The organism is Acinetobacter lactucae (assembly GCF_001605885.1).
GTDB classification, from domain to species: Bacteria; Pseudomonadota; Gammaproteobacteria; order Pseudomonadales; family Moraxellaceae; genus Acinetobacter; species Acinetobacter lactucae.
In genome coordinates this window covers 49,782-76,027 of sequence record NZ_LRPE01000004.1, presented here as the reverse complement: position 1 = coordinate 76,027, position 26,246 = coordinate 49,782, and the positions used below count along the sequence as shown (strand labels likewise).

Genomic DNA, 26,246 nt, shown 5'->3' with positions numbered 1-26,246 from the left:
ATGAATTAGCGATTTGGTAAAACATCTTTTAAAGCTTCATGCATTTCAAGTAATGTCTTTTCAGTAGTTTCCCAATCGATACAGCCATCAGTTACTGATTTGCCATATTCTAAATCACAAAGATTTTCAGGAATATCTTGGCGGCCGCCTTTTAAGTGACTTTCAACCATGATACCGACGATTGACTTATTACCATCTAAAATTTGTTCAGTAATATTTTTAAGAACAAGCGGCTGTAAGTACGGGTCTTTATTTGAGTTGGCGTGACTCGCATCAATCATGATTTTGTTGCTAACTTTAGCTTTTGCTAAAGCATTTTCTGCTTCTGCAACAGAGCCAGCGTCATAGTTAGGTTTGCCATTTCCACCACGTAATACAACGTGTGCATAAGGGTTACCACTGGTATTGATAATTGAAACTTGGCCATCTTCGTTCAAGCCTAAGAAACTATGGCCATATTTAACAGACTGCATTGCATTGGTCGCAACAGTTAAACCACCATCTGTACCATTTTTAAAACCTACTGGTGATGATAGACCAGAAGACATTTCACGGTGAGTTTGACTTTCGGTTGTACGTGCACCAATTGCAGACCACGAAATTAAGTCTTGGTAGTATTGCGGAGAGTTCGGGTCAAGTGCTTCAGTTGCACATGGTAAACCTTTTTCATTTAATTCAAGCAAGAGCTTACGACCAATACGTAAACCTTTTTCGATGTTAAATGAGTCATTCATATCCGGGTCATTGATTAGACCTTTCCAACCAATTGTTGTACGTGGTTTTTCAAAATAAACACGCATAACTAGATATAGAGTATCTTTAACCTTTTCGCTAAGCGCTTTTAAGCGATCAGCATATTCGTGAGCAGCTTTTGGATCATGAATAGAGCAAGGACCAATAACGACAAACAGACGCTTATCTGAACCATCTAAAATATTACGAATAGTTTCGCGGCCTTTTAGAACAGTTTGTGAAGCAACATCAGATAAAGGAAGTTCTGACTTAAGCTCATTTGGTGTTACAAGAGTTTGAATGCTTTTAATATTAACGTCGTCGATATCTGGCTTTGAAACGGAATTTGAATGTGTAGTCATTGCTGTCACTGGTTCGATCATACTAAAGGTTGTTTTGTGTACTGAATATACCATGAAATAATTATGAAAATCTTACATCTCATGGTATTTCAGTTTGGAAAAATCCTATTGATTTTACTATCTTTCAGTCGAGTTGCTTGTTTTTTCAGCAACTACTGCTTGTTGTACCACAGGTGCTTTTGGTTTTGCTTTGACTGGATGAACCATAAAATTCACACCAAGAGCAAATAGAGTAATCCCTAAAATTTTTCGGATTAAACGTTCCGGCATACGAGAGCTGATTAAAGTCCCAATAATAATTGCAGGAATTGAACCCACCAATAACCACATCAGAAGGGTAAAGTCGACGTTACCAGCACTCATATGTCCAAGGCCAGCCACTAAGGTAAGCAATACCGCATGTACAACATCTGACCCAATAATTCGAATCATTGGTAAGTTCGGAAACATAATCACCAGTGCCATGATTCCAAATGCGCCAGCGCCAACTGATGAAAGTGTGACGAATACACCTAAAATGATGCCCATAATGACGATAAAGCTACGTTTTTTATGGATTGCTAATTGCTCATTTTCAGTTTGAATGGTTTCTTTATTACGGAATTTATTAAAAAACTTCTCAATACGAGAACGGAAAATGATAGACACACCAGTTAAAGTCAGCATAAAGCCTAATACCATTGTTAACACAGCTTTATAGTGTGTTGACTGACTTAAATAATGCTCAAGTACCCATGAAGTAATGAAAGATGCAGGAATACTGCCTACTCCTAACCATAAAACAATTGGCCAGACAATATTGAGCTTTCTAGCGTGAACCATTGACCCACAAAATTTTGAGATTGCAGCATAAAGTAAATCGGTACCAATCGCGATATGAGGTTCAATTCTAAAAAGACTAATTAAGATTGGTGTCATTAATGACCCACCCCCAACTCCTGTAATCCCGACACAGAAACCAACTAACATACCCGCTAAGATAAATTCAAAAGGACCAAACATCTTTATCGCCACTTATCACGAAACGCAGATATCTTATTCCTTTTAGAGATAAACAGTTGTCATGAATAATGATTTACTTATGCAAAAAAAAGCTAAGCAACGAAAATTTTGCTTAGCTTGTACTATTTTTCATCATTTCTTGAAGAAAACGATTATTTTGATGATCTTAGAGGATTAAGTAAAAGTATAAGAGTAAAAGTTAAAGGTGTTGCAAAGATCCACCAACTGACAAAACCAATTGAAAATTTATAGTGTTGAATAAGAATAACTGCGCATAATCCAAATAAAATGAATGCGGCTATTTTAAAGTATCGGTAATATTTTTGAGCTATCGATTTGAAATGACCTGCGGATTTCGGTGATCGATATTTTTCGCTCGCCATAAATAACAAATACATACCTAATAAAATCAAGATGAAAGCTATAACAATCATGAGTTCACCTCAGTATTTAATTTATTCAGTTTTTTTTGAATTTTTGCGACAGCTTTATGTTGGATAGGCTGAATTTTGCAGAATATAAAAATAGCTAACGCTGCAAATATCCACAAAAACACATCTACACGTGCAAAGGTCCAATAATCACTGAAGTTTTGTACATAATCATGTTTGAGCAAATAACTTAGATTTAAGATTGGAAGTGCAATACATAGCATAATAAAAACACTAAGTTGAGTTCTCCACAAATGCTGTTTTTGAGTAATTAAAGCAGTGAGGAAGCTAATTAGCCAGACCAAGAAAAAGCTATAAACTTCATAATTGATTGTGGTTGAAGTAACTGTAAACAATCGATTTGCGCTTAAATAGGCAACAGTGGCACAAGGCAATCCAACAAACGCTGCAACATTTAAACGGTCAACTAAATAGTGCCCGAAATGAAATTTACTATTCTTATTTTGAATTTGGCGTTTAAGACTCCAAAGTAACAAACCAGAGGCAATCATTACACAACCTAAAATGCCTGAGAAAAAGAATCCTAAGCGAAGTAAAGGTTGAGCAAATGTCGCCATATGTAGGCCATAGACGCCCGCATTTAACGTTGCAATAGCACTATTATTGCGTGTATCCGCCAAGACTTTGCCCGTTGAAGCATTTAAGGTAATTTGAGCCTGATTACGAGTGATAGAGTGATCTTCTTTTTGAACAAAAGTAATTTGAGCTTGATTGGTATTCGGATTCTTTACACTCATTGTTGATAAAGGTTGATTGCCCCAACTTTGTTGAACTTGGCTTAATAACTTATCAATAGCTAAGTTTTGAGCAGGTTGAATCGATTGATTCTCAATGACAGTTTTTGTGCGAATTTCATTAAAATATTGATAAGGATTTTCGGGATAAATCTTTTGCATTCCCCAAGGCAGATATAAATAAAAGAAAATAGCTAAGCCTGTAAATGTAATAGTTAAAAAGAAGGGTAGAGCAACGACTGATGAAATATTATGAAAGTCTAGCCATGAACGCTGAGACTTAAATGTACGTAAAGTAAAAAAGTCGGTGAATATTTTTTTATGGGTAATAATGCCTGAAACCAAAGCAATCAGCATAATAAATGCTGCAAGACACACGACTAATCGTCCAACGATTATTGGAATACCAAAAAGTTGGTAATGGAAACGGTAAAAAAAGTCGCCGCCTAGAGTTGCCGAAAGTTGAAGTTCTTTTCCCGTGTTAGCATCAAGTGTGGCATTGCCATAACCGCCGTCAGCTTTTTCCCAGTACATCGTGTTGACGGGACTTTCTGGTGTTGCAACAGTTAAATACCAAGATTTGGCGTCTGGAGCGTTTTCTTGTAAATATTGATATGCTGTTTTAATAGCAGCATCTTGTTTTACTTCATATTGCGCAAGTGCAGGTTGCATCCATAAATTAATTTCATGGCGGTAATAAGATAGGCTACCCATTAAGAATATGGCAAACACGAGCCATCCAAAAATTAAGCCAGTCCATGAATGTAGCCATGCCATAGATTGACGTATACCTTTATGCATAACCCACCATACGCGTTGCAAAAAAGAAAAGGGCACACAAAATGATTGATAGCCCAGTGAGTTTCAAAAGTGATTGGATGCAGAAACCAACAATTACAAAGACTACATAAAATAGAATTGCTATAAATGCTGCAAGAAATATAGCCTCTGCTTTGTCGAGGTTCAAAAGAAAAATTCCAGTGAGTCCAAGACTTAAATATGTCATACAAGCAAAGCCCATACCGAAAATGAGCAAGAATCGATATAAAACTTTTATACGATATGACACGGGAAGATTTACAGTTTTGGACATTGTTACTGACACATAAACAAAGAGTAATAAGTAAAGCCAATCCCTAAATTGGGATTGGCTACGGTATTAATATTTAAACTTTACAGCAACTGTATAGTTGGCTGGAGCGCCATAAAAAGCTTGCCCATCTGGAAAACTATTTAAATATTTCTTGTCAAAAATATTATTACCATTTGCTTGAAGCGTAATATGATCATTGACTTCATAGCTCGCCATTAAATTGACTAAAGCATATGCATCTTGTTTGATCGTACTGTTTACATTTGAATCATATAACTTTATCCCATCTTGCCATTGTAAACCTGCACCAACTTTCAGCTTCGGTAAAACTGGCGGAGTGTAGGTGGTTAGCAAGTTAAGTGTCTGGTTTGGATTGTAGGTTCTTGCCTCGCCACCATTTTTAGTATCTTTAATACTAAATTGAGCATAGCCGAAAGAAAGATTTACGTTATCAGTAATTTGACCTGATAGGCCAACCTCCACACCTTGTGACTCTAAATCACTCGTAGGTACTTTGCGGTTAAGTGGATTTCCATCCGAGCTGCGTAGAGGGTAATTATTTTGTTCCGTTTTAAATACTGAAAGTGTTCCTGTTAAACGGTCATCTAGCCAAGAACTTTTTACGCCCATTTCATAGCTTTTACCCTCAATAGGTTTTAAAGCTTGATTGGTATCTTTATCAATACCAGTTTGAGGACGGAAAATTGAGGTGTAACTCATATAACCTGTATATTCAGGTGTAAAATTATAGGTTAGTCCAACATATGGCGAGACTTTACTTTCACGATATGACATTGGAGAACTATAACTTTCGCCTTTACTTTCAGCTTGAACATAGTTTGCGCCAAGTAAAAGTTTTAAATCTTCATTGAGATGTAAACGTGTCGCCGCATAGATTGAATTAATATTCTGTTTATAGTTCGCCGCTTCCGTAAAATCTGACCACGTTACAGATTGCGGTGTCCAGCTTGCCCAATCTGTAGTTGTTGAATTTATAACATTACTATCGTTAATTGTTCCTGTAGATTGTTTATCCTGCTGATGATTACGTACATAGCTATAGCCGAGGGTGGCCTCATGTTCTCGGTTAAAAAGTTTATAGGACCCTTCGAGATTAAAATCGACAGCATGTTTTTCTTGGTGCTCTTGACCACCCCAAGGAATCAGAGAAACACCTGATCCATCAGCTTTTGGATAACCATAATAATAAAGAAGACGGCTATTATGCTTGGTATCAAGATAGTTATAAGTCAGCTTAGCAGTCCATAGGTCATTAATTTTTTGTTTTAATTCAACAAAAGCATTTTGTGTCTCATTATCCCAGTGCGCCCAGTCAGGGTTTGGGTTATATGAGCGATCATATGAAATTTGTTTACCATTGGCATCTAACAAAGGCAGAGAACCCCAGTTGTTTGCATTGGGCTTATTTTGTTCTTGGCTATAACCTGCGGTAAGTAAAGTGCTATCTGTCAAATCAGCTTCAATAATACCTGCGAAACCATTTTTCTCTGAAGAATATCGGTCAAGATAAGAATCACCAGTTTGCTCATAGCCCATAATACGGCCACGTACTTTTCCACTCGGTAGAATTGAGCCAGATACATCAGCTTCATAACGCTGCGTATCCCAAGAACCATAACTTATGCCGCCACTTGCTTGGAATTCTTGAGTCGGGCGTTTTCTAATATTGTTAATTGTTGCGCTTGGATCACCAAAGGCATTGGTTAAAGAATCAGCACCTTTAACTACCTCTACACGATCATAAAAGTAAGTATCAGGATTCGTATTGCTATAGTTATAACCAGATAGGGGGAAACCTACGCCATCAGTTAAAATATTTGAAATTTCAAAGCCACGAGCCATATAAGTGGTTCGTTCCGTCTCTTGATTAGATACGGTTACCCCAGGCGTGTTTCTTAAAACATCTCGGGTACTAGTAAGCCCGAAATCTTCAATTTGCTGTCGAGTAACGACATTAATGGTTTGAGGAGTTTCTTTAGCTTCGATATTCAGCTTGGTTGCGCTACTCGAATTTTTAACATTATATGCTTTGGTTTGTTCAGAAGACTGCTCAGTATTTGATGCTTTAACTTGGATCGTTTGTAAAGCTTGTACCTCTGAGTCTTGAGCATAAGAGAGGTTCGCATAACAAATCGCGCAAGCAATTACGGTAAGCTTAAATGGTCGGGGTGGGATATTCATAAGATTAGAGATAATGTAAATAATTCTCATTTATTTTATTGTTTGTAAATGTAAGCTACAATTCAAATGACATTGTTAATTTAGATTAAAATATCTTGGGTGAATGTAATTTTAGATAGTGATAGACCATGCTTAGTTTTATCGAGGACGTTTTTATCGAGTTCAAGATTGATAAACCTCTATGCTAGAATGCATTATTTCAAATTCTTGGGTAAATCACCTTGGCAAACCGAAAACTTAAAATAGGCATTGTAGTTGGGGAAGTTTCAGGAGATACGCTTGGCGTTAAACTTATGCGTAGTTTCCGTGAACAGGGAATCGATGCTGAATTTGAAGGAATCGGCGGTCCTCAAATGATTGCTGAAGGTTTTAATAGTTATTACCCGATGGAAACCCTGTCTGTAATGGGGATTGTTGAGGTATTAAAAGACTTAAAAAAATTATTTGCCGTGAGAGATGGGTTAATCAATCAATGGACTCAAAATCCAGTTGATATTTTTATTGGAATTGATGCACCAGACTTTAACCTCAGGCTTTCAAAAAGTATTAAAGAAAAAAATCTTCTCATAAAAACAGTTCAATATGTGAGCCCATCAGTTTGGGCATGGCGCCAAGGACGTGTTCATGGCATTAAACAGAGTATAGATTTAGTACTTTGCTTATTTCCTTTTGAAAAAGTCTTCTATGAACGATATGAAGTTCCAGCAGCATTTGTAGGACATCCGCTAGCAAAACAATTACCACTTGAGAACCCAATTCAAATTGCTAAACAACAATTGGGTATTGATGAAAATCAGAAGCATATTGCTTTGTTACCAGGAAGTCGAAAAGGTGAGGTAGAACGATTACTACCTATGCTATTAGGTGCTGCCAATATTTTGCATACCAAACATCCTGACATTCAATTTTTAATTCCGGCGATTAATGATGCTCGTAAACAACAGATTGAGCAGGGTGTTGAACAATTAGCACCTCAATTAAAAGCAAAAATTCATATTTTAGAAAATACGGATAGCGAATCGAAAATCGGTCGTATGGTCATGAATGCAAGTGACATTATTGCTTTAGCATCTGGAACGGCGACATTAGAAGCCATGTTAATGCATAGACCAATGGTCACTTTCTATAAATTACATTGGTTGACTTATCTAATTGCTAAATTCTTGGTGAAAATACCTTATTACTCGTTGCCTAATATCATTGCGGGTAAGAAAGTCATTGAAGAGCTGATTCAAGCCGATGCAACACCTGAAAATTTAGCAGCTGAAATAGAAAAACTAATGAATGTTGAAACCGCTCAAATTCAGGTGATGCAGCACTTAACCATGCATAAACAGCTTATTTCTGGAAATACAGAAGATCCGGTTCAAGTCATCCTAAATGTACTAGAGAAGTAAAAAAAGGCATTCTTATGAATGCCTTTTCTATTTATGCACGTACAATCAGCTCGTACCCTGTATATTTACGAATGTTGATAACACCGATATCAAAAATTAAATATTGGCCTTTAATCCCTTGTAAGACACCACGAATTTTTGGTGTTTTATCTAGGTTTAAAGACTTAATTTTTTCAGGATATTGTTCAACTGGGTAAACAAACTCACGTGGCAATTCATTTTCTAGTAGTTCAACCGTTTCGTTAAATTCAAGGTTTTGACTAAATTCTTCACGAATAGTTTGAATTTTAGGGGCGAACTCTTCAATTAATTGATCACGTTGTTCAACCATATTTAAGGGTTCAGCTTCACCTTTAAGAAGTTTACGCCAATCTGTCTTATCAGCAATTAAAGAACCAAACATGGTTTCAAGCTGACCAGATAAACGGCGTGATCCAACCTTTAAAATAGGTAAGGCTTGAGTTGCACCTTGATCTAACCAACGACCTGGCATATGGCTAACACGGGTAATACCCACTTTTAAAGCACTAGAGTTTGCCAAATATACAATATGAGGTTGGAAACAAACGCTATGGGCAAAATCATCTTCACGACATGTACCTAAATGATAGTGACATGTTTCAGGTTTCATAATGCAAAGGTCACATTCTGCTTTGGTTTTAAAACATTTAAAGCAGTGGCCTTGAGAATAAGATTTTGGTGTTTTAGTGCCACATGACGTGCAATAAATATTACCTGTCCATTCGATTTCTAGTTCTTGTCCTAAATTAAAAGGAAGATCAATTTCTGAACGGTCTAATACAAATTTGTATTCAACATTTGCCTTGGTTGTCTGTTGATCAGTTACACTAGCATCTTTTAGGCCTGCATGCATTTTATGGCAAATGCCTTGTAGTTCCATAAAGTTTAAACTCACATCTTTCAATTAAGGGTTGCAGTTATGGCTGAACAAAATGTCATCACTTCTATGCTAGACGATTTATCAAACGAACAGCCCATTCATACTGCACTTTGTATTGGCCAGAAAATTGACCAGAATAACGCAATTCAATGGCACTATTTTACCGTAACTGAGCTTTTAAGTCTGCCTTTTACTCAGCGTTATGACTTGGGTTTTGTATTGTTCGATACTGAAGAAATGCAAAACATCAGCGATGCGCAAAAATCACAACTATTAGTGAAGCTAAGAGATTTATTAGCAAAACGCATTGTTGTAGTGAGCAAGCGCAGTGATGAGCAGTTATTACGTTCTTTAGGGTTTACTCAACTTATTGATAAAACTTCACATGATAGTGATTTTGCTTTATGGCAATTTAATATATTGACTTATAAACATGTGCCAGACTGGTTTAACTCAAAGTTCTGGGCGAACCCGGAAAACTGGAATAAATTCCGTTGGTAAAAAGGCCTTAAATCTCTTTCAAAATTTAACAATTTGGCTTTTGCTGTCTTAACATGAATCCGCGTATGCTCATGTATAAACCATACATAAGAGTTACACATGACAAATTTAAGCAACATTGTAGAAGCTTTGGCTAAGCAGGCTTTAGGTGGCAACCAGCAAGCATCAAGTCAAGGCGGTTTAGGTGGAATTTTAGGTTCTGTATTAGGACAAATGGGTGGTAATAATACTTCATCTGGTGCCCAAGGTGGTCTTGGTGGAGTATTAGGTTCTGTATTAGGACAAGTGACCGGCAATAATAATGCATCTCAAACAGGTGGTGGTGTACAAAGTTTATTAATTGCCGTTGTGCCTTTAATTTTAGGTTGGGTGCAGCAACAAGGTGGTTTACAAGCTGCATTAGAAAAGTTAAAAGGGGCTGGTTTAGGAAGTCAAGTTCAAAGTTGGGTTGATCCAAATCAAAGTAATAGCGAAGTTCCGACTCAGCAATTACAGAGTCTATTTAATCCTGCTGACATTGAACAAGTTGCCGAGCAAGCCCAAGCGCCAAAAGAGCAAGTTTACGGTGCAATTGCTTCTGTCTTACCTCAGGTCATTGATTCATTAACACCTCAGGGTGAAAGTACCAATCCTCAAGAAGCAAACCAAGACATTCAAAACGTGATGAATCTTGTAAGTGGTTTCTTAAAATAAGATATTAATCCTAAAAAAGCCGATAACTTTTATATCGGCTTTTTTAATCAGCGCAAAAAAATAAAAGGGCATAAGCCCTTTTATTTTAGATCTGAATTAAATATAGCTAATTAGAAGTTATATTCGATACCAGTACCTACAACTGTTTGTGTATCGTCGTCATTTAACCAGTCACGTTTTTGTTGAGCAACGATACCGTAGAAGCGAGCTTGTTTGTTGATTTGGTAATCAAGACCTAAACCATATAAGTCGATTTTACGATCTGATTGACCACTTACTTGTGTTTCAGCAGAAGCGTATTCTGCTTTCACTTTAAGTTTCGTGTTTGGAATTTTATAAGCAGCAGTTACTGCATATGCTTCTTCCTCTAAACCACGGTAAGCTTTACCAGCTTTATCGATTGAACCATCTGATTTATATGTTTGACCATATGCAGTTAGATCATCAGTAGGTTCAGCATGTTGCCATAAAGCACCTACAACAAAACCAGATTTAGCAATGTCATAAGAACCAGTTACACGGTAAGCATCTGTATATACGTCTTTTAGGCCGTAAGCTGCGTATTTACCTTTAATACCAAAGTCACCAGCAGCAGCAATTGCTAAACCAATATCTTTGTTTTCATAGCCAAGCGCAGTTGACACAGAATCAAAGCTATCATTTTTGCTGTCTTTACCAGTTTCACCTGGTTTACTATCAGAGGTGCTTTCACCAGTTTGAGCCATGATATTGAAGGTTAAACCAGCTAATAGTTTAGGGTCTAATTCAAAACCAATCACGTTATCTAAACGGTTTTCACCGTACATGATATTTGTAATATCTAAACGCGTATCGTCATTAAAGATGTCTTGGTTACCACCAGCAGCAGTTTTGAAGTAAGAATCATACTTACCAACTTTTAATGTACCAACACCATCAGTTTTTAAACCGATAAAACGGTTACGAGCGCTAAGGTCAGTATCAGAACCTGAACCATCAGTTGCAATTGCCCATTCAGCTAAATAAACAGCAGATAACTTGTCAGTTAATTTCTCTTCGCCTTTTACCCCAATACGTGAAGAGTTTGAGTTAACTTCGGTAACGTCACTTTTACCATCGAAATTTTTATTATCAACTTGGTTAATAGAAACATTTAGTTTGCCATACAAAGTTGGCGCTGCTTGCACCGCGTTTATGCTCAAAGTTGCAACTGCGGCAGCGAGTAGCAATTTCTTCATTGAGATTTCTCCAAAAGGTATTTAAAAATGGCGTATGCCTAGCTAACTATTTATTTTGTAGTTGACTTATGTACAAAAAGTTACAAAAGCTCACCAACTTGCTAAGCAGTATCGGCAAATTTTGTGACAGAGAAGTGAAGAATAAATGACAGTTTTATGACGTTTAAAATTTAGAAATAAATTAGTTGCTTTCATTTTTTGATAGTTTTTAGACGAAAAAAAGCGGAGTCTAAACTCCGCTTTAATAATTGAAAAATCAAAGAGCTGCTTTAATTTTTTCCGCTAATTCTTTAATTTTTTCTTGATCTCCTAACTCAACAGCATGGCGTCCAAGATGATGCACATTTGTTGGAATTAGGTGAAAATGAACATGGGGAACAGTTTGTCCTGCGGCTGCTCCAGAAAGCTGCATCAATACAATACCTTCCAAATTAAGCGCTTTTTCCATTGCCTTAGCAATCTTTTGAACAATTTGTATGGTATATGCTGCTGCTTCAGGTGGTAGATCTAGCAGTGTTATAGCAGGTGTTTTTGGAATAACTAATGTATGACCATCGGCTTGAGGCATAATATCCATGAAAGCTAGAACTTGATCATCTTCATAGACTTTTATCGCTGGAAGTTCACCACGTAAAATTTTTGCGAAGATATTTTGATCATCATATGCCATGTATTATTCCTTTAAAATTATTTACATTTCAATTCTTTCTGACGTTCTTTAATAGCGTCAAGACGTTGCTGTTCTTTGTCAGAAAACTTTGGTTTTGTCGTATGACAGTTTTCATTACCATATTTTTCTTTTGCATCAGGATCTTTAAAACAAAAGCCTTTTGATGCATAAATCAAATTGTAGTCATCTTGCAATTTTTGACATTCTTGCTCAGGTGTTGCAGCTTGTATGCCTACGCTAGCAATGCTTACCACGCCAGTAAAGACTGCAACCATAAATTTATTCATGAGCTTTTCCTCAGTTAAAGGTATGAACCTGTACTCAATATAAGGTTTATTACCAATATTTCAATGACTATTAATTACTCAAGTGTCATTTTGGTTTATAAATTGTTCAAAGAATAGATAAAGTTATTAGATATCAATGTCTTAAAAATATCAAGTAAAAACATAAACTTAACTTGAAATTTATATATTTTTCCATAATTTAATTTTTGTTAAAACCTCATATAGCGGTTAGTAATGAGCGAAAAAGAATGCTTGTGCTAAGTTTTTAGTGAACTAAAAAGATTAAGCTGATGACTTTTTATTTGCTAAATAGACAGTCTTAGTCTGGAATCTGGTCAATGAAAAAGCAAAATATCGATGACATTATCAAAAAAGCAAACGTGATAATTATCACATTTTGTATTTTAGGATTAAGTGGAGTTCACTAGGCTCATTTTTATTTTAGACGGAAATGGGCTTTCTTTTATTGAATAAAATATGAAAAGTTAAAATTAATTCCAGTCTCTATTTTAATTTATCATTCAACTGAAAGATGTATTGATTTTACATATTATAGCTTTTATTATATGACCATTAATTGCTGCGTTTGATAGTTTTTGTTTTGATGGCCTATTTCTAAAATGAAATAGGCTTTTTTTTATTAAAGTTATTTTGAATTAGGAAAATTTAGTACTTTATAATTGTGTTGAGCGTTCGGTTAGCCATGTTGCCAACTGTGGCCAAAACTCAAGAGAACTTGCTTGACTCGACATTAGGCCTAAATGACCACCGGGAATTAGTGTAAATGTGACATCTTGGCTGTTTGTCAGTTCACTTAATGGATAAGCCGCATCGGCAGTCACTAACTGATCGCTACGACCCGCGCCTACTAAGAGAGAGCAGTCGATATTTTTTAATTCAATTTTTTTATCTTTTAATTGAATAAAGCCGAGCTTCAATGGATTTTGCAACCAAACATTGAACAACATGTCCTGATTAATTCCACCTGGGTAATCAATCATATTATTTAAAAAGCTACTTAGAGTGGCATGCTCTTGTACAAATTGTAGGTCATCAAGATTTTTTAGGAGTTGAACATGTCCATCAAACCATCCTTTAGGATCAAGAATTTTGAAACCCAAAGAATTTAAAATTCCTGGGCTATGAATCAGACGTTTTGGCAATCCAGAATAAATACGGTCCTGAATTTTTTTATTACGAGCAATCACGTTGTTTATGGTTCTGTAGAGTTTTCCAATATAGCCAGAGGCATAACTGTCTATTGGACTTCCAAGCACGATAAGGTTTTTAACATAGTTGGGTTGATTTAAAGCTGTATATAAAGTGACAAATATACCAGCCATACTCCAGCCATGAAGCGAGATTTGTTCACTTCCTGAATGTGTACGCACAAGTTGTATTGCTTTAGGAATAAAATCTTCAATAAATGTTAAAAAATTAAGATGTCTATCTTTAAAATTTAAACGGCCCCAATCGACAAGATATACGTCAAAACCTGCATTTTGAAAATATTTAATAAGAGAGCGATATGGATACAAATCATATATCGCCATATTAATAGCTAGTGGGGCAATAAATACTAAAGGTTCTTTGAATCGTTTTTGAGTAGCTGCGTAATAGCGGATACGGGTTTGATTGAATTCACCAATCACTTCAAACGGAGTGCTTTGTGACAATACTAATGTTTGAGGGCGAAATAGTCGGGTAGAAAGGTGCTTGATTTGACTTTGTTCAGAGACAAGGGACTTTAAGCGTTTCATCTTGCGTTACCAACTATTTAATAAAGATTGAATAAAGTCTAAGCGATAATTTTAATGTTTACCTTGACCTTAAATACCCTAGACACTCAAAATGATGATAGTTTTTTAGTACATGACCAGTAAAGGCGAACATTTAATGAACCAGTCTGATGATTTAGAATACCAACTTGATACCTTAGCCATTCGTACCGGACATACTCGTAGTTTTGAAGGTGAGCATGGTGAACCGATTTTTTTGACTTCATCATTTGTATATGAAAACGCAGCAGAAGCTGCAGCAAAATTTTCCGGTCAGGTTCAAGGAAATATCTATTCTCGTTTTACCAATCCGACTGTATCGATGTTCGAAAAACGTTTAGCAGCTTTAGACGGCGCTGAACGAGCTGTTGCAACAAGCTCGGGAATGGGCGCGATTTTGTCAGTTGCTATGGCATATTTAAAAGCTGGTGATCATGTTATTTGCTCAAGAGCAGTTTTTGGCTCAGTTGTTGCCTTATTTGAAAAATATATTGCCAAGTTTGGTGTAGATATTACATTTGTTGATTTATGTGATTTGGACGCATGGAAAAATGCTGTACGTCCCGAAACTAAACTTTTTTTTGTTGAGTCGCCGTCTAACCCTCTAGCGGAGATCGCAGATATTCAAGCGCTTGCAGATATTGCCCATGCGAATGGTGCAATACTTGCGGTTGATAACAGTTTCTGTACGCCCGTTTTGCAACAACCATTAAAATTTGGGGCAGACCTTGTAATTTACTCGGCAACTAAATACTTAGATGGGCAAGGGCGCGCTTTAGGGGGTGCTGTTGTCGGTAATCATCAGTTATTAGAAGAAGTTTTTGGTGTTGTTCGTACGCTTGGACCATCAATGAGTCCATTTAATGCATGGGTGTTCTTAAAAGGTCTTGAAACTTTACGCTTGCGTATGAAAGCACACTGTGAGGGTGCTCAAATTCTTGCAGAATGGTTATCTAATCATGAAAAAGTAGAGAAGGTCTACTACGCTGGTTTACCAACTCATGAAGGACGTGAACTTGCTGCTAAGCAGCAAAGTGGCTTTGGCGGTATTGTATCCTTTGTCGTTAAAGGCGAGCGTGAAGGTGCTTGGAAGGTTATTGATAATACCAAGTTTATTTCGATTACCGGTAACTTAGGTGATGTGAAATCGACAATTACACATCCAGCAACTACGACACATGGCAAACTTTCTGTTGAAGCAAAAGAAGCCGCAGGTATTCAAGAAGGTTTAATTCGTGTTTCTGTAGGCCTAGAAGATATTAATGACATTATTGATGATATCTCACGTGGGTTAGACCTCATCTAATTAAATTATGGTAGTTCTGGAAAAAGCCACATTAAAATGAATGTGGCTTTTTTGTGTTACTTATAAGCAACAATAGAAATAAAAAGTCTACGTTTTGTTATAAATCAGTTTAAAATTTCAACGTATAAAAGTTCTAAATTTAATAAAAATAACAAAGAGAGTTTTTAATTATGCTTAAACCTATAATTATTTTAGTTGCGATAGGGGCAATTGGACTGGTGGGCTACAAAGTATTTGCCCAAAAAGATGAACCAACACAAATGAGTGAAACTGTATTATTAATTAATGATGCAAACAAATCTGTTCAAGATGCTGATCTTTCAATAGAAAAAGCCAATACTTCTTTCAAAAAAGTTCCTTTAAGCGAATATAAAACAGTCAATACAAGTTTACAGGCCTCACAATAATAATCTAAAGCAATTAGATCCTAAAGAAATGACAGCTAATTTTAATTTAGGCATGCGTGTTGTACCTAAAATAGAGCTAGAGATACTGATAGAAAACATTACTTTATTGTGTCAGAATTACGGATTAATTTGAGTTCAATGTACTAGCTTGCATGGATTTTAATCAATACAGCTAGCTCAACGAGATTAAGTTTTTATAAAGTATTGGCAGATAATGAATAATACTTTAAAGATTTGATAGAGATACGGAGTAAGGTTATGAATATCAATATGCTCATGCAGCAAGCGCAGCGCATGCAAAAAGATATGGAAACAAATATAAAAAAGGCTAAAGAAGAGCTTGCTCAAACTGAAGTTCAAGCAGAAGCTGGCGGTGGTTTGGTGAAAGTCACAATGACTGGCCGTTACATCGTAAAACGTATCGAAATTAATCCAGAATTACTTCAAGATGAGCCAGACATGATTGAAGATTTAATCGCTGCTGCGGTTAATGATGCTGTGCGTCAAGCAGAAGTGATTTCTGAAGAAAAAATGCAAAAAGCAAATTCTGGTATGGGCTTGCCACCTGGCTTAGCGGGCATGTTCTAAGGAAATTCAGTGTTTAGTGATAGATTTGAACAACTCGTTCAAGCTTTACGTATATTGCCTAGCGTTGGTCCGAAGTCGGCTCAACGTATGGCTTTACACCTATTAATGAAAAATCGAGAAGGTGCGTTTGCATTAGCTCACGCCTTACATGAAGCTTCAAGTTATATACATGAATGTAGTGTCTGCCATTCTCTGACTGAACATGAAATTTGTGATATTTGTGCCTCAACTGACAGAGATGATCAGCTATTATGTGTAGTTGAATCACCAGCAGATGTGATGGCGATTGAGCAAAGTGGTAGTTTTCGAGGCAAATATCATGTTTTAGGTGGTCATCTTTCTCCTTTAGATGGTATTGGACCTGAAGAAATTGGTATTCCTTATCTGATACAGCGTTTAAGCCAAGGCACGATCGAAGAAGTGATTTTGGCAACGAATGCGACTGTTGAAGGACAGGCAACAGCTCATTATTTGGTAGAGGCGACTAAGCATTTACCAATACACATGACACGTATCGCTCAAGGTGTACCTCAGGGGGGTGAACTCGAGTACGTAGATAGCCATACCTTAAGCCAGGCAGTGCATAACCGCATGAGAATGAAATAAGCATTCCGATGCTTATTTCATTAATACAATATCAATTTAATTGAAAAACTTGTGAATTGAATTCAACTATTAAACATACATATTATTTTGGTTTTATAATAGTAGAAAGTTTAAATAGAATATGAATATAAGCATGAAAAAGATCTTATAAATTTTATAAGGGTTATTTGGAGATAAATTTAAAAATATAAATAAAAGATCAAAAAATTATCTATTTTCGAAAAATTGTTCAAAAATAGAATATTCATAAAGGTTTAAGTGGCATTTTTCTGCTTCTATGTTATATATACCAGAGTTTAAAGCACTCTTTGCATTACTTGAGAAAGCATGTTTCAGTTTATCCAACAGCAAACCGAATTGGTTGATGTTCTTCAAAAAATGGATCAATGTTCAATATATGGACTTGATACAGAATTTATTAAGGTTGACACACTTTGGCCTAAACTTGGAGTTTGCCAAGTCAATGTAAATGGCAATGTCTATCTGTTGGATGGTGTTTCATTAGATCTAAGTCAGTTTTGGAAAAAGATCTTTCTCGCACAGCAAAATATTTTCCATGCCTGTGGAGAAGACATCGATTTAATCTACCATTATGCAGAACAAGAAGATTTGCTTAAGGTCTTTGATACTCAGGTGGGCCTTTCTTTCTTAGGTCACGGTTTACAAGTCAGCTACCAAGGTGCTTTAAAACTTTGTCTCGATATTGATATCGAAAAAGATCAAACCAGATCTGATTGGTTAGCTAGGCCTCTATCGCCTCAACAACTTTGTTATGCAGCCAACGATGTTTTATATCTAATGAAGTTAGCGAGTCATATTCAAGAACAGCTTAAGCAGAAAGGGCTTTATGACTATGTTCTTGAAGACTGTAGCAGCCTAACCAAAGAAATTATTAGTGAAACCCCGACAGAATTACTATATACCGATGTTGGTAATTATCGTCATTCACGTCGTCAATTAATGCAACTACAAAACTTAACTGAATGGCGTGAATACATTGTAAAAGCAACAAATCAGCCACGCAGTTTCATTCTTAGAAACTCAACAATGATTGATATGGTTGAAAAGAATCCACGTAATAGCTTTCAACTTTCGCAAGTGAAAGATATTCGTCCAAATGTAGTTCGTGAATATGGCAAAACTATTTTAGAATTACTTAAAGATTTACCAGTCGAAAGCAAATGGCCATCAAAGATTGCAAAACCATTTAAGGTCACTTCTAAAGAGACTTTACATAAAATGGATATGGTGCTTGCTCATGCAATAAATGAGACTTCTATTCCTAAAGAAGTGTTGCTAAGAAAAAAATGGTTAAATGCCATTCATCAACATGTTCTTTATCGAGGGGATGAGCAAGATCTACCTGATTATCTATTAGGCTGGCGTTATGAGTTGTTAACACAACCATTAATCGAGTTATTTCAAGAAGAAAAACAAAGTCTATCGATTTAAAATTCATCCATATTTATTGTTTAAAAGGCTCATCATTGATGGGCCTTTTTTAATTAAGATTGGTGAATAATTTAAATTGGGTAGTTTTTATTTATAAATAATAGATATTCAATATTAATAGTTAATAAAGTAAATTTTTATGTTAGCTATATTAAATAATTAACTTTTTAAAAAGCTAGTAAAGTGATGGGTTGAAGTAATTTAAATTTATAAAATTGATAATGAATTAAATTAATTTATACAGTGAGAAAAATTCAATTGATTAAACATACAGGTCTGTATATTCTTGGTTTTAAGAAAAACAATTTCAATATGTATAATATATAACTATAAGTTTGTTTCGGTGCAGAAATAAAAAAGCCAACCCAATTGGGTTGGCTTTTTATTTTTAATCATAAAACTCAGTTAAAATGTCAGTAGATTATTAAACTTGAAAAATTAAGGATTCATATTGTACTAACTTTTTGTGTATAAACTGGAAAGTTGCGCTACGAGTTTCTCAGCTTTTTGAAAAGCATTTTCTAGTGATTTTATATGTCGTTCATCTCCAAACTCCTGATATTCAGAGCTAATTTCATAAATTTTTTCTACGCCTAAATATTTGCTCAGTGTACAAATGTGGGGTACAAGATGACTCATATTTTGTCGAATTCCATCTTTCTCAAACCCAAACTCTCCGCTGGAAGTAATAATAATTAAAATTTTGCCCGACAAAAGAGGTTGTAAAGGAAAGTCTCCTCGAGCAAGGTCAAAATCAAAAGTTTTATTAATTCGAATAATTTGATCAAACCATGCTTTCAGTTGAGCAGGCATACCGTAATTGTACATAGGTGAAGAAATTACAAGAATATCTGAGCTAGAAACTTCTGCTATTAATTGATCTGATATAGATAAAACATCGTGTTGAGCCTGAGTTCTTTTATTCTCAGGCGTAAATACAGCCTCAATCCAATCTTGAGTAATAAAGGGTGGAGGATTCATTCCTACATCTCGATAAATATATTCATCTATAGGCACTTGCTTTTTCCATGAGTTGATCAACCGATTGGCAATATTTTTTGAAATCGAACTATGTTTTGGATTGGGGTTAATGGCAGCTCTTACACTGGCATCTATATGTAATATTTTACTCATCATTAATTCCACAAAGGTTAAGATTCAATTTATTTTGAGTTTTAAAAGATAAGTAGACAAACGAGAAAATTACATTTATAGATGATTTTAATTCACCTATGAATATCACTGGGGAGAAAGCATGCAAGTCTCTTTGCAAGCACTTAAGGCATTTGAATCAGCCGCTCGATTGGGTAGTTTTAAGTTGGCTGCTGAAGAACTTTCACTTACACCGACTGCAATTTCACATCATGTCGCCAATCTAGAAAGCAGATTAAATGTTGATTTATTTCATCGACAAGTCAGAAAAATAACGCTTACAACGACAGGGGAAAGACTTGCGGGAGCAATTTCTGAAGGATTTCGTAAAATAGAAGATGCATTAGATGAAATAACAGTAAATGGAAATATAGTGAGAGTTGCAAGTACCTCTTCACTAGCTGCAATGCTGTTAATTCCTTCTATAAATGAATTTTATCAATTGAATCCAGATATCTCAGTTGAATTTTCTACGGGTGAAACTTTAGACAATCATTTATATACATTACCTATTCGATATGGTGATGTATCTTCAGTACCTTCTAAAGATGTCCTTAAATATGAGTCTTTTAATGTATTTGGCGTATCTAAACTCGCTCTGTCCAAAGATACGAGTCAGTCAATAACGTTATTCACCACAGAATGGAAAAATAAAGCATTACCAAGTCCACCATTAGAGAGCTGGCTTGAGGTGAATGGATGGGACCAAAAGAGGGTAACTATTAAGAAGTTTGATCAGGAGATTTTTGGGATACACGAGGCTTTATCTGCCAATGGGTTAGTATTTTGTTCTGCTACACTGACCCATAGGTTTGTTAAAGCCAATCTTTTGCAGGAATTCGAAACTAAACCCATTCAATCAGAGCTGTGTTACTACATTCCAAATAGGGAAGATTTTAAAAATAGAAATGCTAGAAAATTTATCGATTGGGTAGAACATTTATTCAATCAATAAGCTTATATCTTTGATTGGTTTTAACTACACAACACTAAAACTTATATAGCCTTTTTATGTTATAAAATTAGATAAATTAATAATTAGAGAGATAAATATGCTTAACAACTTTAATGCTGAACAAGCTCGTCAAAACGCTAAAAACTTTAAAATAAATCAAGACGTCATATTGGAAAAAATTTTAACTGGTACTGAATCTGAATCTAAGGAGGGGAAGCGAAAAGCAACTTTCTGGTTTCCTGTTGATGCTATAAGTCCTGATCATCTTACATTGGTGGAAGAGGAGCTTAAAAGTAGAGGGTTTAATGTCTCAACTGATATTGAGCACTCGGGTACCACCATCACAATTGAAATAAGCTTTTAATTATTGATTGTTTTAACTAAACCACCCTTAAAAAAGAGTGGTTTTTTTATTACATGATTTATCGTGAGCTAAAAGAAGTTAAATATAAATTTATTTACAATTAAAATTATATTAATCAAGATATTATTTGACAGGTTCTATCTTCTTCTGTAGCTTTGCTTTTTGAGTGGAATATGGATATGAACTTCCAAACAATACTTTTATCTTTCAAAAATCAATCTACTGGTACAGATGCATTTAAGGATTTAAAAAATGCTTGTGAGCAGTCTCTTAAAGAATCTAAAGATACAAAAGAAAAAGCAGCAGTTTACCTAATCTACGGTTTCGCACGTAGTTACGTAATATTATATGAAGATGAAGCTGTAACAACCGAATTTGCTCATACCTCTAAAACTAAGCTTATTGCCTATATGGAAAGCCTTAACCAAGCTTTATTGAGCCAAGATGATAGCGCTATTTTGAATGCCTTAAATCTGGTAAGCGATGACTATATAAAAAGCTCTCGAGTTTTCTAAATATTATTGATTTGTTTTTAATGAAAATACTTCTTTAGCCCAAGCTAAAGAAGTATTTAATGTTTGTTTTAGTGAGACTTTTTCTTACCGCCACCATCTTGTTTATTGACGGTAGACCATGCAATTCGTTCGGCTTCTTCTTGAGAATGACCTCTATCTACTTCACTCTCAACAATATGTTTGGCCTGACGTTTTTGTTTTGCTGTATAAGCACTTTTATCACCACGAGGCATAATTTTGTCCTCCATATCTATGAACAAGATACTTATTATTGAAACATATTCAGATAATAACTAAGTTAAGTAACGTCTGGTGATGTGTAGTGAAGTGGTTAAAAGTTTTAATTAAATGTATGTGTCTCTATAAGAGGCGAATAAGTTTAATAATATATTTTTCAAACAACTAAATAGTAATTTAAAAGATTTACCAATAAAGAAGTATTTGATGATGAATACTTTTTATAAGTCCTAAAACTGGTTTTATTTTAGTAAAATAGATTTTATATTTTAATATTTAAAATCAATAGGTTAAATTGTATTTTTGAAATCTAATCCCTGTTTAGAACAAAGTTATTATCGACCTTAATCAATGTTGTAGGTTAATATTTCTCAAGAATTAAAAAAACGACTGATGCGTAAACAAACCTGCGTGTGTGTGTCGTTTTTTTTCATGTATGCTGTCCTTAGTTCAAGAGTTGATTTGAAATGCACTGTGATATTTATAGATCGAGCAAAAAAGATGAAATGTACATGTATATTGCTCGTCCAAACTATCCTGACGATGCGGAGCAAGCTGATCCGTTTGAAAATGTTCCTGAAGCTGTTTTACAAGCGTTTGGTCGTGCAACGTTTGTCATGCATTTAGAGTTGGCTCCAACACGTAAATTGGCGCGTGTTAATGTTTTACATGTTTTAGACTCATTACAAACAAAAGGTTTCTTTATTCAGATGCCGCCAGAAGGGTTAATTAACCCGAATGCAGTTGAACCAGAGGGCTTACGTGGTGCGTGAAGATCAAACTGGAATAATGAATCAATTATTTTCTTTTTTGGATGTTATTCCTGAAGGTGTTATTGCTTTAACAGCTTATGGAATAGGCGCTATTATTGCTTTGTGGTGTTGGTGGCGATTAATGCGTCGTCTTCCTACAACTCTTGGTGCAATTAGCTGGCTTGTTGTATTTGCTATTTTAGTCACACCAACCGTGTCTGAAGGGCCGAATGCATCTGTGGCACCTGCTATTTTTGGACTTCTTTTTGGTGTTTTAACTAAAGATAGTCCGTTAATTTGGTCGAATTTATCTTTAATTCTGTTTGTCGTTGGTCTAGGTTTGGTGATTGGATATTGTTGGTCAAAATATTCAACAAACAAAAACATGCGTTCCATCTAACCATTGAAATAGAAAAATAAGGTCTTTACATGTCTGCTGATACCCAACATTTTACTGGTACAGATCAATATATCGCGACTGATAGTCTTAAGCTCGCTGTAAAAGCAGCTCGTGCTTTGCAAAAACCTTTACTGATTAAGGGTGAACCGGGCACGGGGAAAACTTTACTTGCTGAACAAGTAGCACAAAGCTTAGGTTTAAAACTGATTACTTGGCATATCAAATCTACAACTAAAGCGCAGCAAGGGTTGTACGAATATGATGCAGTTTCTCGTTTAAGAGATAGCCAGTTAGGTGATGACCGAGTTTACGATATTAAGAACTATATTAAACCCGGTAAATTGTGGGAAGCTTTCACGAGTGAAGAGCGCTGCGTATTATTAATTGACGAAATTGATAAAGCTGATATCGAGTTTCCAAATGACTTGCTGCATGAACTCGATAAAATGTCTTTTTATGTTTATGAAACAAATGAAACAATTACCGCAACACAGCGCCCAATTGTAATTATTACTTCTAATAATGAAAAAGAATTACCTGATGCTTTCTTGCGTCGTTGTTTCTTTCATTACATTGAGTTCCCAGATGAAGCCACAATGAGAGAAATCATTGCAGTTCATTTCCCGAATATTTCTGCAACATTGGTGAACGAAGCTTTACAGGTTTTCTTTAAACTACGTGAAATTCCTAATTTAAAGAAACCACCGTCAACTTCTGAGTTAATTGATTGGTTAAGTTTACTCATGGCAGATGATATGCCAGAAGATGTATTACGCAATCGAGATACCTCAAAAGCGATTCCACCTTTATATGGTGCGCTGATCAAAAACGAGCAGGATGTACAACTTCTCGAACGCTTGGCTTTCATGTCTCGACGTTAAGGGAGGGAGTAACCCATGTTTGTGCGGTTATTTTACACCTTACGTAAATATGGTGTTCCAGTTACTACTCGTGAACTTATTGACTTAAACCGTGCAGTAAGTGAAGGTTTGGTTTTTGCTGATCAAGAAGAGTTTTATCAACTTGCTAAAACAATTTTAGTTAAAGATGAGCGCTTTTTTGACAAGTTTGATCGTGCCATGAAAGATTACTTTGATGGCATTGAAACCTTTGATCTGGATGAGTTACTCAAGCAAGTTCATAAATTACCAAAAGACTGGTTCGATTTAGAACTTCTCGAAAAGCATTTAACACCAGAGCAAAGAGCTGAACTCGAAAAAGCAGGTTCCTTAGAAGAACTGATGAAAATGCTGGAAGAGCGGTTACGCGAACAGCATAAGAAACACCAAGGTGGCAACCGTATGGTTGGCACAGGTGGAACTTCACCTTTTGGAGCCTTTGGTGACCATCCTGAAGGCGTACGCATTGGTGGACCAGGGCGTAAACGTTCTGCGGTTAAAGTCTGGGAACAGCGGAAATACCAAAATCTAGATGACGACCAAGTTCTTGGAACTCGTCAGATGCAAATTGCTTTACGACGTTTACGCAAATTTGCTCGCCAAGGCGCAGCTGAAGAGTTAGATGTTGACGGAACTATTCGAGAAACAGCCAAACAAGGTATCTTAGATGTTCAGATGGTGCCAGAGCGTCGTAATCGAATCAAAGTACTCATGTTGTTTGATGTGGGTGGTTCGATGGATGCGCACATTGCTCAATGTGAGAAACTTTTTAGCGCAGCTAAAACTGAATTTAAAACACTCGAATACTTTTATTTCCATAACTGTCTTTATGACTATGTCTGGAAAGATAACTACAGAAGAACAGCAACCCGCATGAATACGTGGGATTTGTTTCATACCTATGGACGTGACTATCGTGTAATTGTGGTAGGTGATGCCAGTATGGCACCGTATGAGCTGAAATCGGTGGGTGGTTCGGTTGAATATATGAATGATGAAACAGGCGAGGTTTGGTTACGTCGCCTACGTCAACATTTTGATAAAACAGCATGGTTAAACCCTGAAACGGAAGGGTATTGGCATTACACTCAAACAATTGGTTGGATTAAAGAGATTTTTGAAAATCATATGTATCCAATGACGCTAAAAGGCATTGAGGATTTAACGCGCTACCTTTCTCGATAAACTTGATAACTTTAATAATTTAAAAAAGAGGATGATATGCAACATCAAATTAATGGTATTGCTTTACCGAATGAACAGGGATTCTTTGGTGAATATGGCGGTCAATTCATTCCGCCACATTTAAAAGAAGCAATGGATGAAATTAATGTTGCTTATGAAGAAATCCGCCATACAGCGGAATTTCAAAATGAACTATCAGATCTTTTTTCAAATTATGTAGGCCGTCCAAGTCCTTTATTTCATGCTAAGCGTCTGTCAGAACAGTTAGGCGGTGCGCAAATTTATTTAAAGCGTGAAGATTTAAATCACACAGGTGCTCATAAGATCAATCACTGTTTAGGTGAGGCTCTTCTTGCTAAGTATATGGGCAAAAAGAAGGTTATTGCTGAAACAGGTGCGGGTCAGCATGGGGTCGCTTTAGCAACGGCTTGTGCTTTAGTGGGTATTCCATGTGAAATCCACATGGGACAAGTCGATATTGAAAAAGAGCATCCTAATGTGGTCAAAATGAAAATTTTGGGTGCTCGTTTGGTAGCAGTTACACGTGGTACAGCAACTTTAAAAGATGCCGTAGATAGTGCATTTGAAGAATATTTAAAAGATCCTAAAAACTTTATATATGCAATTGGTTCTGTAGTTGGACCACATCCATTTCCAAAAATGGTTCGAGATTTTCAATCGATTATTGGTAATGAAATTAAAGAGCAGACACATCATCGTTTTGGAAAAAATCCGGATTATGTGGTGGCATGTGTAGGGGGCGGTTCAAATGCGATTGGCGCTTTTACCGCATTTTTAAATGATTCGGATGTGAAATTAGTCGGGGTTGAACCAGCTGGACATGGTTTAGAGACCAATATGCATTCAGCAACGCTAACTTTAGGTAAGCCAAGCCAAATTCATGGTATGGCGTGTTATGTCCTTGAAAATGAAGCAGGTGAACCGTTACCGGTGCATTCTATTGCTTCAGGATTGGACTATCCAGGTGTTGGGCCACAACATAGTTTCTTAAAAGATTTAGGGCGTGTGGAATATAGCACTGCAACTGATCAAGAATGTTTGGATGCTTTTATGACCTTATCTCGTGTTGAAGGTATTGTTCCTGCACTTGAAAGTTCACATGCGGTCGCTTGGGCAATTCGTGAAGCGCCAAAGCTGTCGAAAGAAACCATGATTGTAGTTAATCTTTCTGGTCGTGGAGACAAAGATTCAGATTATGTGGCAGAAAAACTTAAGCTTTAAACCAACTAAACATAAAAAGCGGTCAAACTTCAAAGACCGCTTTTTTTATTTCATAGACGAAATCTATCCCTTGTTAAAAGTTCATTATTTCTTAATTAAAACAAAGTATTCTAATTTTAAGCTGTGATTGTTAGAGATAGGTGTGTAAAACACTGGTTCACAAGG

At 35.9% G+C, this 26,246-nt stretch carries 30 protein-coding genes; 17 read left to right on the top strand and 13 right to left on the bottom strand.

The annotated features are described in order from the left end of the window. Window positions 1-5: 5 nt before the first annotated feature. Both AWW73_RS01545 and AWW73_RS01540 read right to left on the bottom strand, forming a co-directional pair. Entirely contained in the window at window positions 6-1,115 is a 1,110-nt protein-coding gene (locus tag AWW73_RS01545; protein WP_079748383.1) for a 3-deoxy-7-phosphoheptulonate synthase, read from the bottom strand. Window positions 1,116-1,211: 96 nt separating this feature from the next. Continuing rightward, a complete protein-coding gene (locus AWW73_RS01540; RefSeq protein WP_062848551.1) occupies window positions 1,212-2,096 on the bottom strand; it encodes a sulfite exporter TauE/SafE family protein in 885 nt (294 codons plus the stop codon). Between the two features lie 61 nt (window positions 2,097-2,157). On the opposite strand from AWW73_RS01540, the gene AWW73_RS18320 reads away from it, so the two are divergent. Beyond that, window positions 2,158-2,274: a hypothetical protein gene (locus AWW73_RS18320; protein ID WP_081409442.1), complete on the top strand. Its 117-nt coding sequence runs from the start codon at window positions 2,158-2,160 to the stop codon at window positions 2,272-2,274. On the opposite strand, the gene AWW73_RS01535 is transcribed toward AWW73_RS18320, so the two are convergent. The 4 genes from AWW73_RS01535 to AWW73_RS01520 all read right to left on the bottom strand — a co-directional run bounded on the left by AWW73_RS01535 (window position 2,249) and on the right by AWW73_RS01520 (window position 6,577). Further along, window positions 2,249-2,530, bottom strand: a complete 282-nt coding sequence (locus AWW73_RS01535) for a hypothetical protein (RefSeq protein WP_062848550.1) — start codon at window positions 2,528-2,530, stop codon at window positions 2,249-2,251. The genes AWW73_RS18320 and AWW73_RS01535 overlap by 26 nt on opposite strands. Further along, complete coding sequence (locus AWW73_RS01530; protein WP_062848549.1) at window positions 2,527-4,083, bottom strand: PepSY-associated TM helix domain-containing protein; 1,557 nt, start codon at window positions 4,081-4,083, stop codon at window positions 2,527-2,529. Before AWW73_RS01530 ends, AWW73_RS01535 begins: the two co-directional genes overlap by 4 nt. Then, the gene (locus AWW73_RS01525) at window positions 4,076-4,375 is read right to left on the bottom strand and encodes a hypothetical protein (RefSeq protein ID WP_016145159.1); all 300 of its coding nucleotides are present in this window, start codon (window positions 4,373-4,375) and stop codon (window positions 4,076-4,078) included. The genes AWW73_RS01530 and AWW73_RS01525 overlap by 8 nt, the downstream gene beginning before the upstream one ends. A gap of 66 nt (window positions 4,376-4,441) precedes the next feature. Beyond that, on the bottom strand, window positions 4,442-6,577 hold the full coding sequence (locus tag AWW73_RS01520) for a TonB-dependent siderophore receptor (protein WP_057104929.1): 2,136 nt from the start codon (window positions 6,575-6,577) through the stop codon (window positions 4,442-4,444). 221 nt (window positions 6,578-6,798) lie between these two features. On the opposite strand from AWW73_RS01520, the gene lpxB reads away from it, so the two are divergent. Then, window positions 6,799-7,974 (top strand): lipid-A-disaccharide synthase, encoded by a 1,176-nt coding sequence (gene lpxB / locus AWW73_RS01515; protein ID WP_062848548.1) that lies wholly within the window; start codon window positions 6,799-6,801, stop codon window positions 7,972-7,974. Between the two features lie 31 nt (window positions 7,975-8,005). Here the strand turns inward: lpxB and AWW73_RS01510 are convergent, their stop codons facing one another. Then, window positions 8,006-8,875, bottom strand: a complete 870-nt coding sequence (locus AWW73_RS01510) for a DUF2797 domain-containing protein (RefSeq protein ID WP_004708933.1) — start codon at window positions 8,873-8,875, stop codon at window positions 8,006-8,008. 39 nt (window positions 8,876-8,914) lie between these two features. On the opposite strand from AWW73_RS01510, the gene AWW73_RS01505 reads away from it, so the two are divergent. Continuing rightward, entirely contained in the window at window positions 8,915-9,376 is a 462-nt protein-coding gene (locus AWW73_RS01505; RefSeq protein ID WP_062848547.1) for a DUF6231 family protein, read from the top strand. A gap of 99 nt (window positions 9,377-9,475) precedes the next feature. Continuing rightward, entirely contained in the window at window positions 9,476-10,069 is a 594-nt protein-coding gene (locus AWW73_RS01500; protein ID WP_062848546.1) for a YidB family protein, read from the top strand. 110 nt (window positions 10,070-10,179) lie between these two features. On the opposite strand, the gene AWW73_RS01495 is transcribed toward AWW73_RS01500, so the two are convergent. The 4 genes from AWW73_RS01495 to AWW73_RS01480 form a co-directional block, all read right to left on the bottom strand. Next, window positions 10,180-11,286: a porin gene (locus tag AWW73_RS01495; protein ID WP_062848545.1), complete on the bottom strand. Its 1,107-nt coding sequence runs from the start codon at window positions 11,284-11,286 to the stop codon at window positions 10,180-10,182. Window positions 11,287-11,542: 256 nt separating this feature from the next. Further along, the gene (locus AWW73_RS01490) at window positions 11,543-11,956 is read right to left on the bottom strand and encodes an HIT family protein (RefSeq protein ID WP_062848544.1); all 414 of its coding nucleotides are present in this window, start codon (window positions 11,954-11,956) and stop codon (window positions 11,543-11,545) included. Window positions 11,957-11,973: 17 nt separating this feature from the next. Beyond that, entirely contained in the window at window positions 11,974-12,243 is a 270-nt protein-coding gene (locus tag AWW73_RS01485) for a YARHG domain-containing protein (RefSeq protein ID WP_016145167.1), read from the bottom strand. Window positions 12,244-12,917: 674 nt separating this feature from the next. Continuing rightward, window positions 12,918-14,003: an alpha/beta fold hydrolase gene (locus AWW73_RS01480; protein WP_062848543.1), complete on the bottom strand. Its 1,086-nt coding sequence runs from the start codon at window positions 14,001-14,003 to the stop codon at window positions 12,918-12,920. Between the two features lie 136 nt (window positions 14,004-14,139). On the opposite strand from AWW73_RS01480, the gene AWW73_RS01475 reads away from it, so the two are divergent. The 5 genes from AWW73_RS01475 to AWW73_RS01455 all read left to right on the top strand — a co-directional run bounded on the left by AWW73_RS01475 (window position 14,140) and on the right by AWW73_RS01455 (window position 18,380). Further along, window positions 14,140-15,327: an O-succinylhomoserine sulfhydrylase gene (locus AWW73_RS01475; protein WP_062848542.1), complete on the top strand. Its 1,188-nt coding sequence runs from the start codon at window positions 14,140-14,142 to the stop codon at window positions 15,325-15,327. A 170-nt stretch (window positions 15,328-15,497) separates the two neighbouring features. Further along, window positions 15,498-15,734 carry a hypothetical protein gene (locus AWW73_RS01470; RefSeq protein ID WP_062848541.1) on the top strand — a complete coding sequence of 79 codons (237 nt, stop codon included), beginning with the start codon at window positions 15,498-15,500 and terminating at the stop codon, window positions 15,732-15,734. 258 nt (window positions 15,735-15,992) lie between these two features. After that, window positions 15,993-16,322, top strand: coding sequence for a YbaB/EbfC family nucleoid-associated protein (locus AWW73_RS01465; protein ID WP_016141121.1), 330 nt, complete (start codon window positions 15,993-15,995; stop codon window positions 16,320-16,322). A gap of 9 nt (window positions 16,323-16,331) precedes the next feature. Next, window positions 16,332-16,928 (top strand): recombination mediator RecR, encoded by a 597-nt coding sequence (gene recR, locus AWW73_RS01460; RefSeq protein WP_016145172.1) that lies wholly within the window; start codon window positions 16,332-16,334, stop codon window positions 16,926-16,928. Between the two features lie 327 nt (window positions 16,929-17,255). After that, window positions 17,256-18,380 (top strand): ribonuclease D, encoded by a 1,125-nt coding sequence (locus AWW73_RS01455; RefSeq protein WP_062848540.1) that lies wholly within the window; start codon window positions 17,256-17,258, stop codon window positions 18,378-18,380. A gap of 456 nt (window positions 18,381-18,836) precedes the next feature. Here AWW73_RS01455 and AWW73_RS01450 read toward each other — a convergent pair whose 3' ends face one another. Continuing rightward, window positions 18,837-19,517, bottom strand: coding sequence for an FMN-dependent NADH-azoreductase (locus tag AWW73_RS01450; protein ID WP_079748362.1), 681 nt, complete (start codon window positions 19,515-19,517; stop codon window positions 18,837-18,839). Window positions 19,518-19,635: 118 nt separating this feature from the next. Here AWW73_RS01450 and AWW73_RS01445 point away from each other — a divergent pair, with 118 nt between their 5' ends. The 3 genes from AWW73_RS01445 (at window position 19,636) to AWW73_RS01435 (ending at window position 21,366) form a co-directional block, all read left to right on the top strand. Continuing rightward, complete coding sequence (locus AWW73_RS01445) at window positions 19,636-20,487, top strand: LysR family transcriptional regulator (protein ID WP_062848539.1); 852 nt, start codon at window positions 19,636-19,638, stop codon at window positions 20,485-20,487. Between the two features lie 97 nt (window positions 20,488-20,584). Then, window positions 20,585-20,851, top strand: coding sequence for a hypothetical protein (locus AWW73_RS01440; RefSeq protein WP_031948237.1), 267 nt, complete (start codon window positions 20,585-20,587; stop codon window positions 20,849-20,851). Window positions 20,852-21,030: 179 nt separating this feature from the next. Continuing rightward, a complete protein-coding gene (locus AWW73_RS01435) occupies window positions 21,031-21,366 on the top strand; it encodes a hypothetical protein (RefSeq protein ID WP_031946483.1) in 336 nt (111 codons plus the stop codon). 68 nt (window positions 21,367-21,434) lie between these two features. On the opposite strand, the gene AWW73_RS18315 is transcribed toward AWW73_RS01435, so the two are convergent. Beyond that, window positions 21,435-21,599 carry a hypothetical protein gene (locus AWW73_RS18315; RefSeq protein ID WP_016145178.1) on the bottom strand — a complete coding sequence of 55 codons (165 nt, stop codon included), beginning with the start codon at window positions 21,597-21,599 and terminating at the stop codon, window positions 21,435-21,437. 471 nt (window positions 21,600-22,070) lie between these two features. Between AWW73_RS18315 and AWW73_RS01430 the strand changes: the two genes are divergently transcribed. The 5 genes from AWW73_RS01430 to trpB are packed head-to-tail and all read left to right on the top strand — an operon-like array spanning window position 22,071 to window position 26,081. After that, window positions 22,071-22,376, top strand: coding sequence for a YcgL domain-containing protein (locus tag AWW73_RS01430; protein ID WP_016141114.1), 306 nt, complete (start codon window positions 22,071-22,073; stop codon window positions 22,374-22,376). Continuing rightward, window positions 22,369-22,755, top strand: coding sequence for a hypothetical protein (locus tag AWW73_RS01425; protein WP_025470605.1), 387 nt, complete (start codon window positions 22,369-22,371; stop codon window positions 22,753-22,755). Before AWW73_RS01430 ends, AWW73_RS01425 begins: the two co-directional genes overlap by 8 nt. A gap of 29 nt (window positions 22,756-22,784) precedes the next feature. Continuing rightward, window positions 22,785-23,636: an AAA family ATPase gene (locus AWW73_RS01420; RefSeq protein WP_002113662.1), complete on the top strand. Its 852-nt coding sequence runs from the start codon at window positions 22,785-22,787 to the stop codon at window positions 23,634-23,636. Between the two features lie 15 nt (window positions 23,637-23,651). Beyond that, complete coding sequence (locus AWW73_RS01415; RefSeq protein ID WP_057105125.1) at window positions 23,652-24,839, top strand: vWA domain-containing protein; 1,188 nt, start codon at window positions 23,652-23,654, stop codon at window positions 24,837-24,839. A 36-nt stretch (window positions 24,840-24,875) separates the two neighbouring features. Then, a complete protein-coding gene (gene trpB, locus AWW73_RS01410) occupies window positions 24,876-26,081 on the top strand; it encodes a tryptophan synthase subunit beta (RefSeq protein WP_062848538.1) in 1,206 nt (401 codons plus the stop codon). Window positions 26,082-26,246 lie beyond the last annotated feature (165 nt).

Coding starts and splice junctions, on each gene's coding strand:
- AWW73_RS01545 (WP_079748383.1), bottom strand. CDS start 1,115: ATGATCGAACCAGTGACAGCAATGACTACACATTCAAATTCCGTTTCA.
- AWW73_RS01540 (WP_062848551.1), bottom strand. CDS start 2,096: ATGTTTGGTCCTTTTGAATTTATCTTAGCGGGTATGTTAGTTGGTTTC.
- AWW73_RS18320 (WP_081409442.1), top strand. CDS start 2,158: ATGAATAATGATTTACTTATGCAAAAAAAAGCTAAGCAACGAAAATTT.
- AWW73_RS01535 (WP_062848550.1), bottom strand. CDS start 2,530: ATGATTGTTATAGCTTTCATCTTGATTTTATTAGGTATGTATTTGTTA.
- AWW73_RS01530 (WP_062848549.1), bottom strand. CDS start 4,083: ATGCATAAAGGTATACGTCAATCTATGGCATGGCTACATTCATGGACT.
- AWW73_RS01525 (WP_016145159.1), bottom strand. CDS start 4,375: ATGTCCAAAACTGTAAATCTTCCCGTGTCATATCGTATAAAAGTTTTA.
- AWW73_RS01520 (WP_057104929.1), bottom strand. CDS start 6,577: ATGAATATCCCACCCCGACCATTTAAGCTTACCGTAATTGCTTGCGCG.
- AWW73_RS01510 (WP_004708933.1), bottom strand. CDS start 8,875: ATGGAACTACAAGGCATTTGCCATAAAATGCATGCAGGCCTAAAAGAT.
- AWW73_RS01505 (WP_062848547.1), top strand. CDS start 8,915: ATGGCTGAACAAAATGTCATCACTTCTATGCTAGACGATTTATCAAAC.
- AWW73_RS01500 (WP_062848546.1), top strand. CDS start 9,476: ATGACAAATTTAAGCAACATTGTAGAAGCTTTGGCTAAGCAGGCTTTA.
- AWW73_RS01495 (WP_062848545.1), bottom strand. CDS start 11,286: ATGAAGAAATTGCTACTCGCTGCCGCAGTTGCAACTTTGAGCATAAAC.
- AWW73_RS01490 (WP_062848544.1), bottom strand. CDS start 11,956: ATGGCATATGATGATCAAAATATCTTCGCAAAAATTTTACGTGGTGAA.
- AWW73_RS01485 (WP_016145167.1), bottom strand. CDS start 12,243: ATGAATAAATTTATGGTTGCAGTCTTTACTGGCGTGGTAAGCATTGCT.
- AWW73_RS01480 (WP_062848543.1), bottom strand. CDS start 14,003: ATGAAACGCTTAAAGTCCCTTGTCTCTGAACAAAGTCAAATCAAGCAC.
- AWW73_RS01475 (WP_062848542.1), top strand. CDS start 14,140: ATGAACCAGTCTGATGATTTAGAATACCAACTTGATACCTTAGCCATT.
- AWW73_RS01470 (WP_062848541.1), top strand. CDS start 15,498: ATGCTTAAACCTATAATTATTTTAGTTGCGATAGGGGCAATTGGACTG.
- AWW73_RS01465 (WP_016141121.1), top strand. CDS start 15,993: ATGAATATCAATATGCTCATGCAGCAAGCGCAGCGCATGCAAAAAGAT.
- AWW73_RS01455 (WP_062848540.1), top strand. CDS start 17,256: ATGTTTCAGTTTATCCAACAGCAAACCGAATTGGTTGATGTTCTTCAA.
- AWW73_RS01450 (WP_079748362.1), bottom strand. CDS start 19,517: ATGATGAGTAAAATATTACATATAGATGCCAGTGTAAGAGCTGCCATT.
- AWW73_RS01445 (WP_062848539.1), top strand. CDS start 19,636: ATGCAAGTCTCTTTGCAAGCACTTAAGGCATTTGAATCAGCCGCTCGA.
- AWW73_RS01440 (WP_031948237.1), top strand. CDS start 20,585: ATGCTTAACAACTTTAATGCTGAACAAGCTCGTCAAAACGCTAAAAAC.
- AWW73_RS01435 (WP_031946483.1), top strand. CDS start 21,031: ATGAACTTCCAAACAATACTTTTATCTTTCAAAAATCAATCTACTGGT.
- AWW73_RS18315 (WP_016145178.1), bottom strand. CDS start 21,599: ATGCCTCGTGGTGATAAAAGTGCTTATACAGCAAAACAAAAACGTCAG.
- AWW73_RS01430 (WP_016141114.1), top strand. CDS start 22,071: ATGCACTGTGATATTTATAGATCGAGCAAAAAAGATGAAATGTACATG.
- AWW73_RS01420 (WP_002113662.1), top strand. CDS start 22,785: ATGTCTGCTGATACCCAACATTTTACTGGTACAGATCAATATATCGCG.
- AWW73_RS01415 (WP_057105125.1), top strand. CDS start 23,652: ATGTTTGTGCGGTTATTTTACACCTTACGTAAATATGGTGTTCCAGTT.
- trpB (WP_062848538.1), top strand. CDS start 24,876: ATGCAACATCAAATTAATGGTATTGCTTTACCGAATGAACAGGGATTC.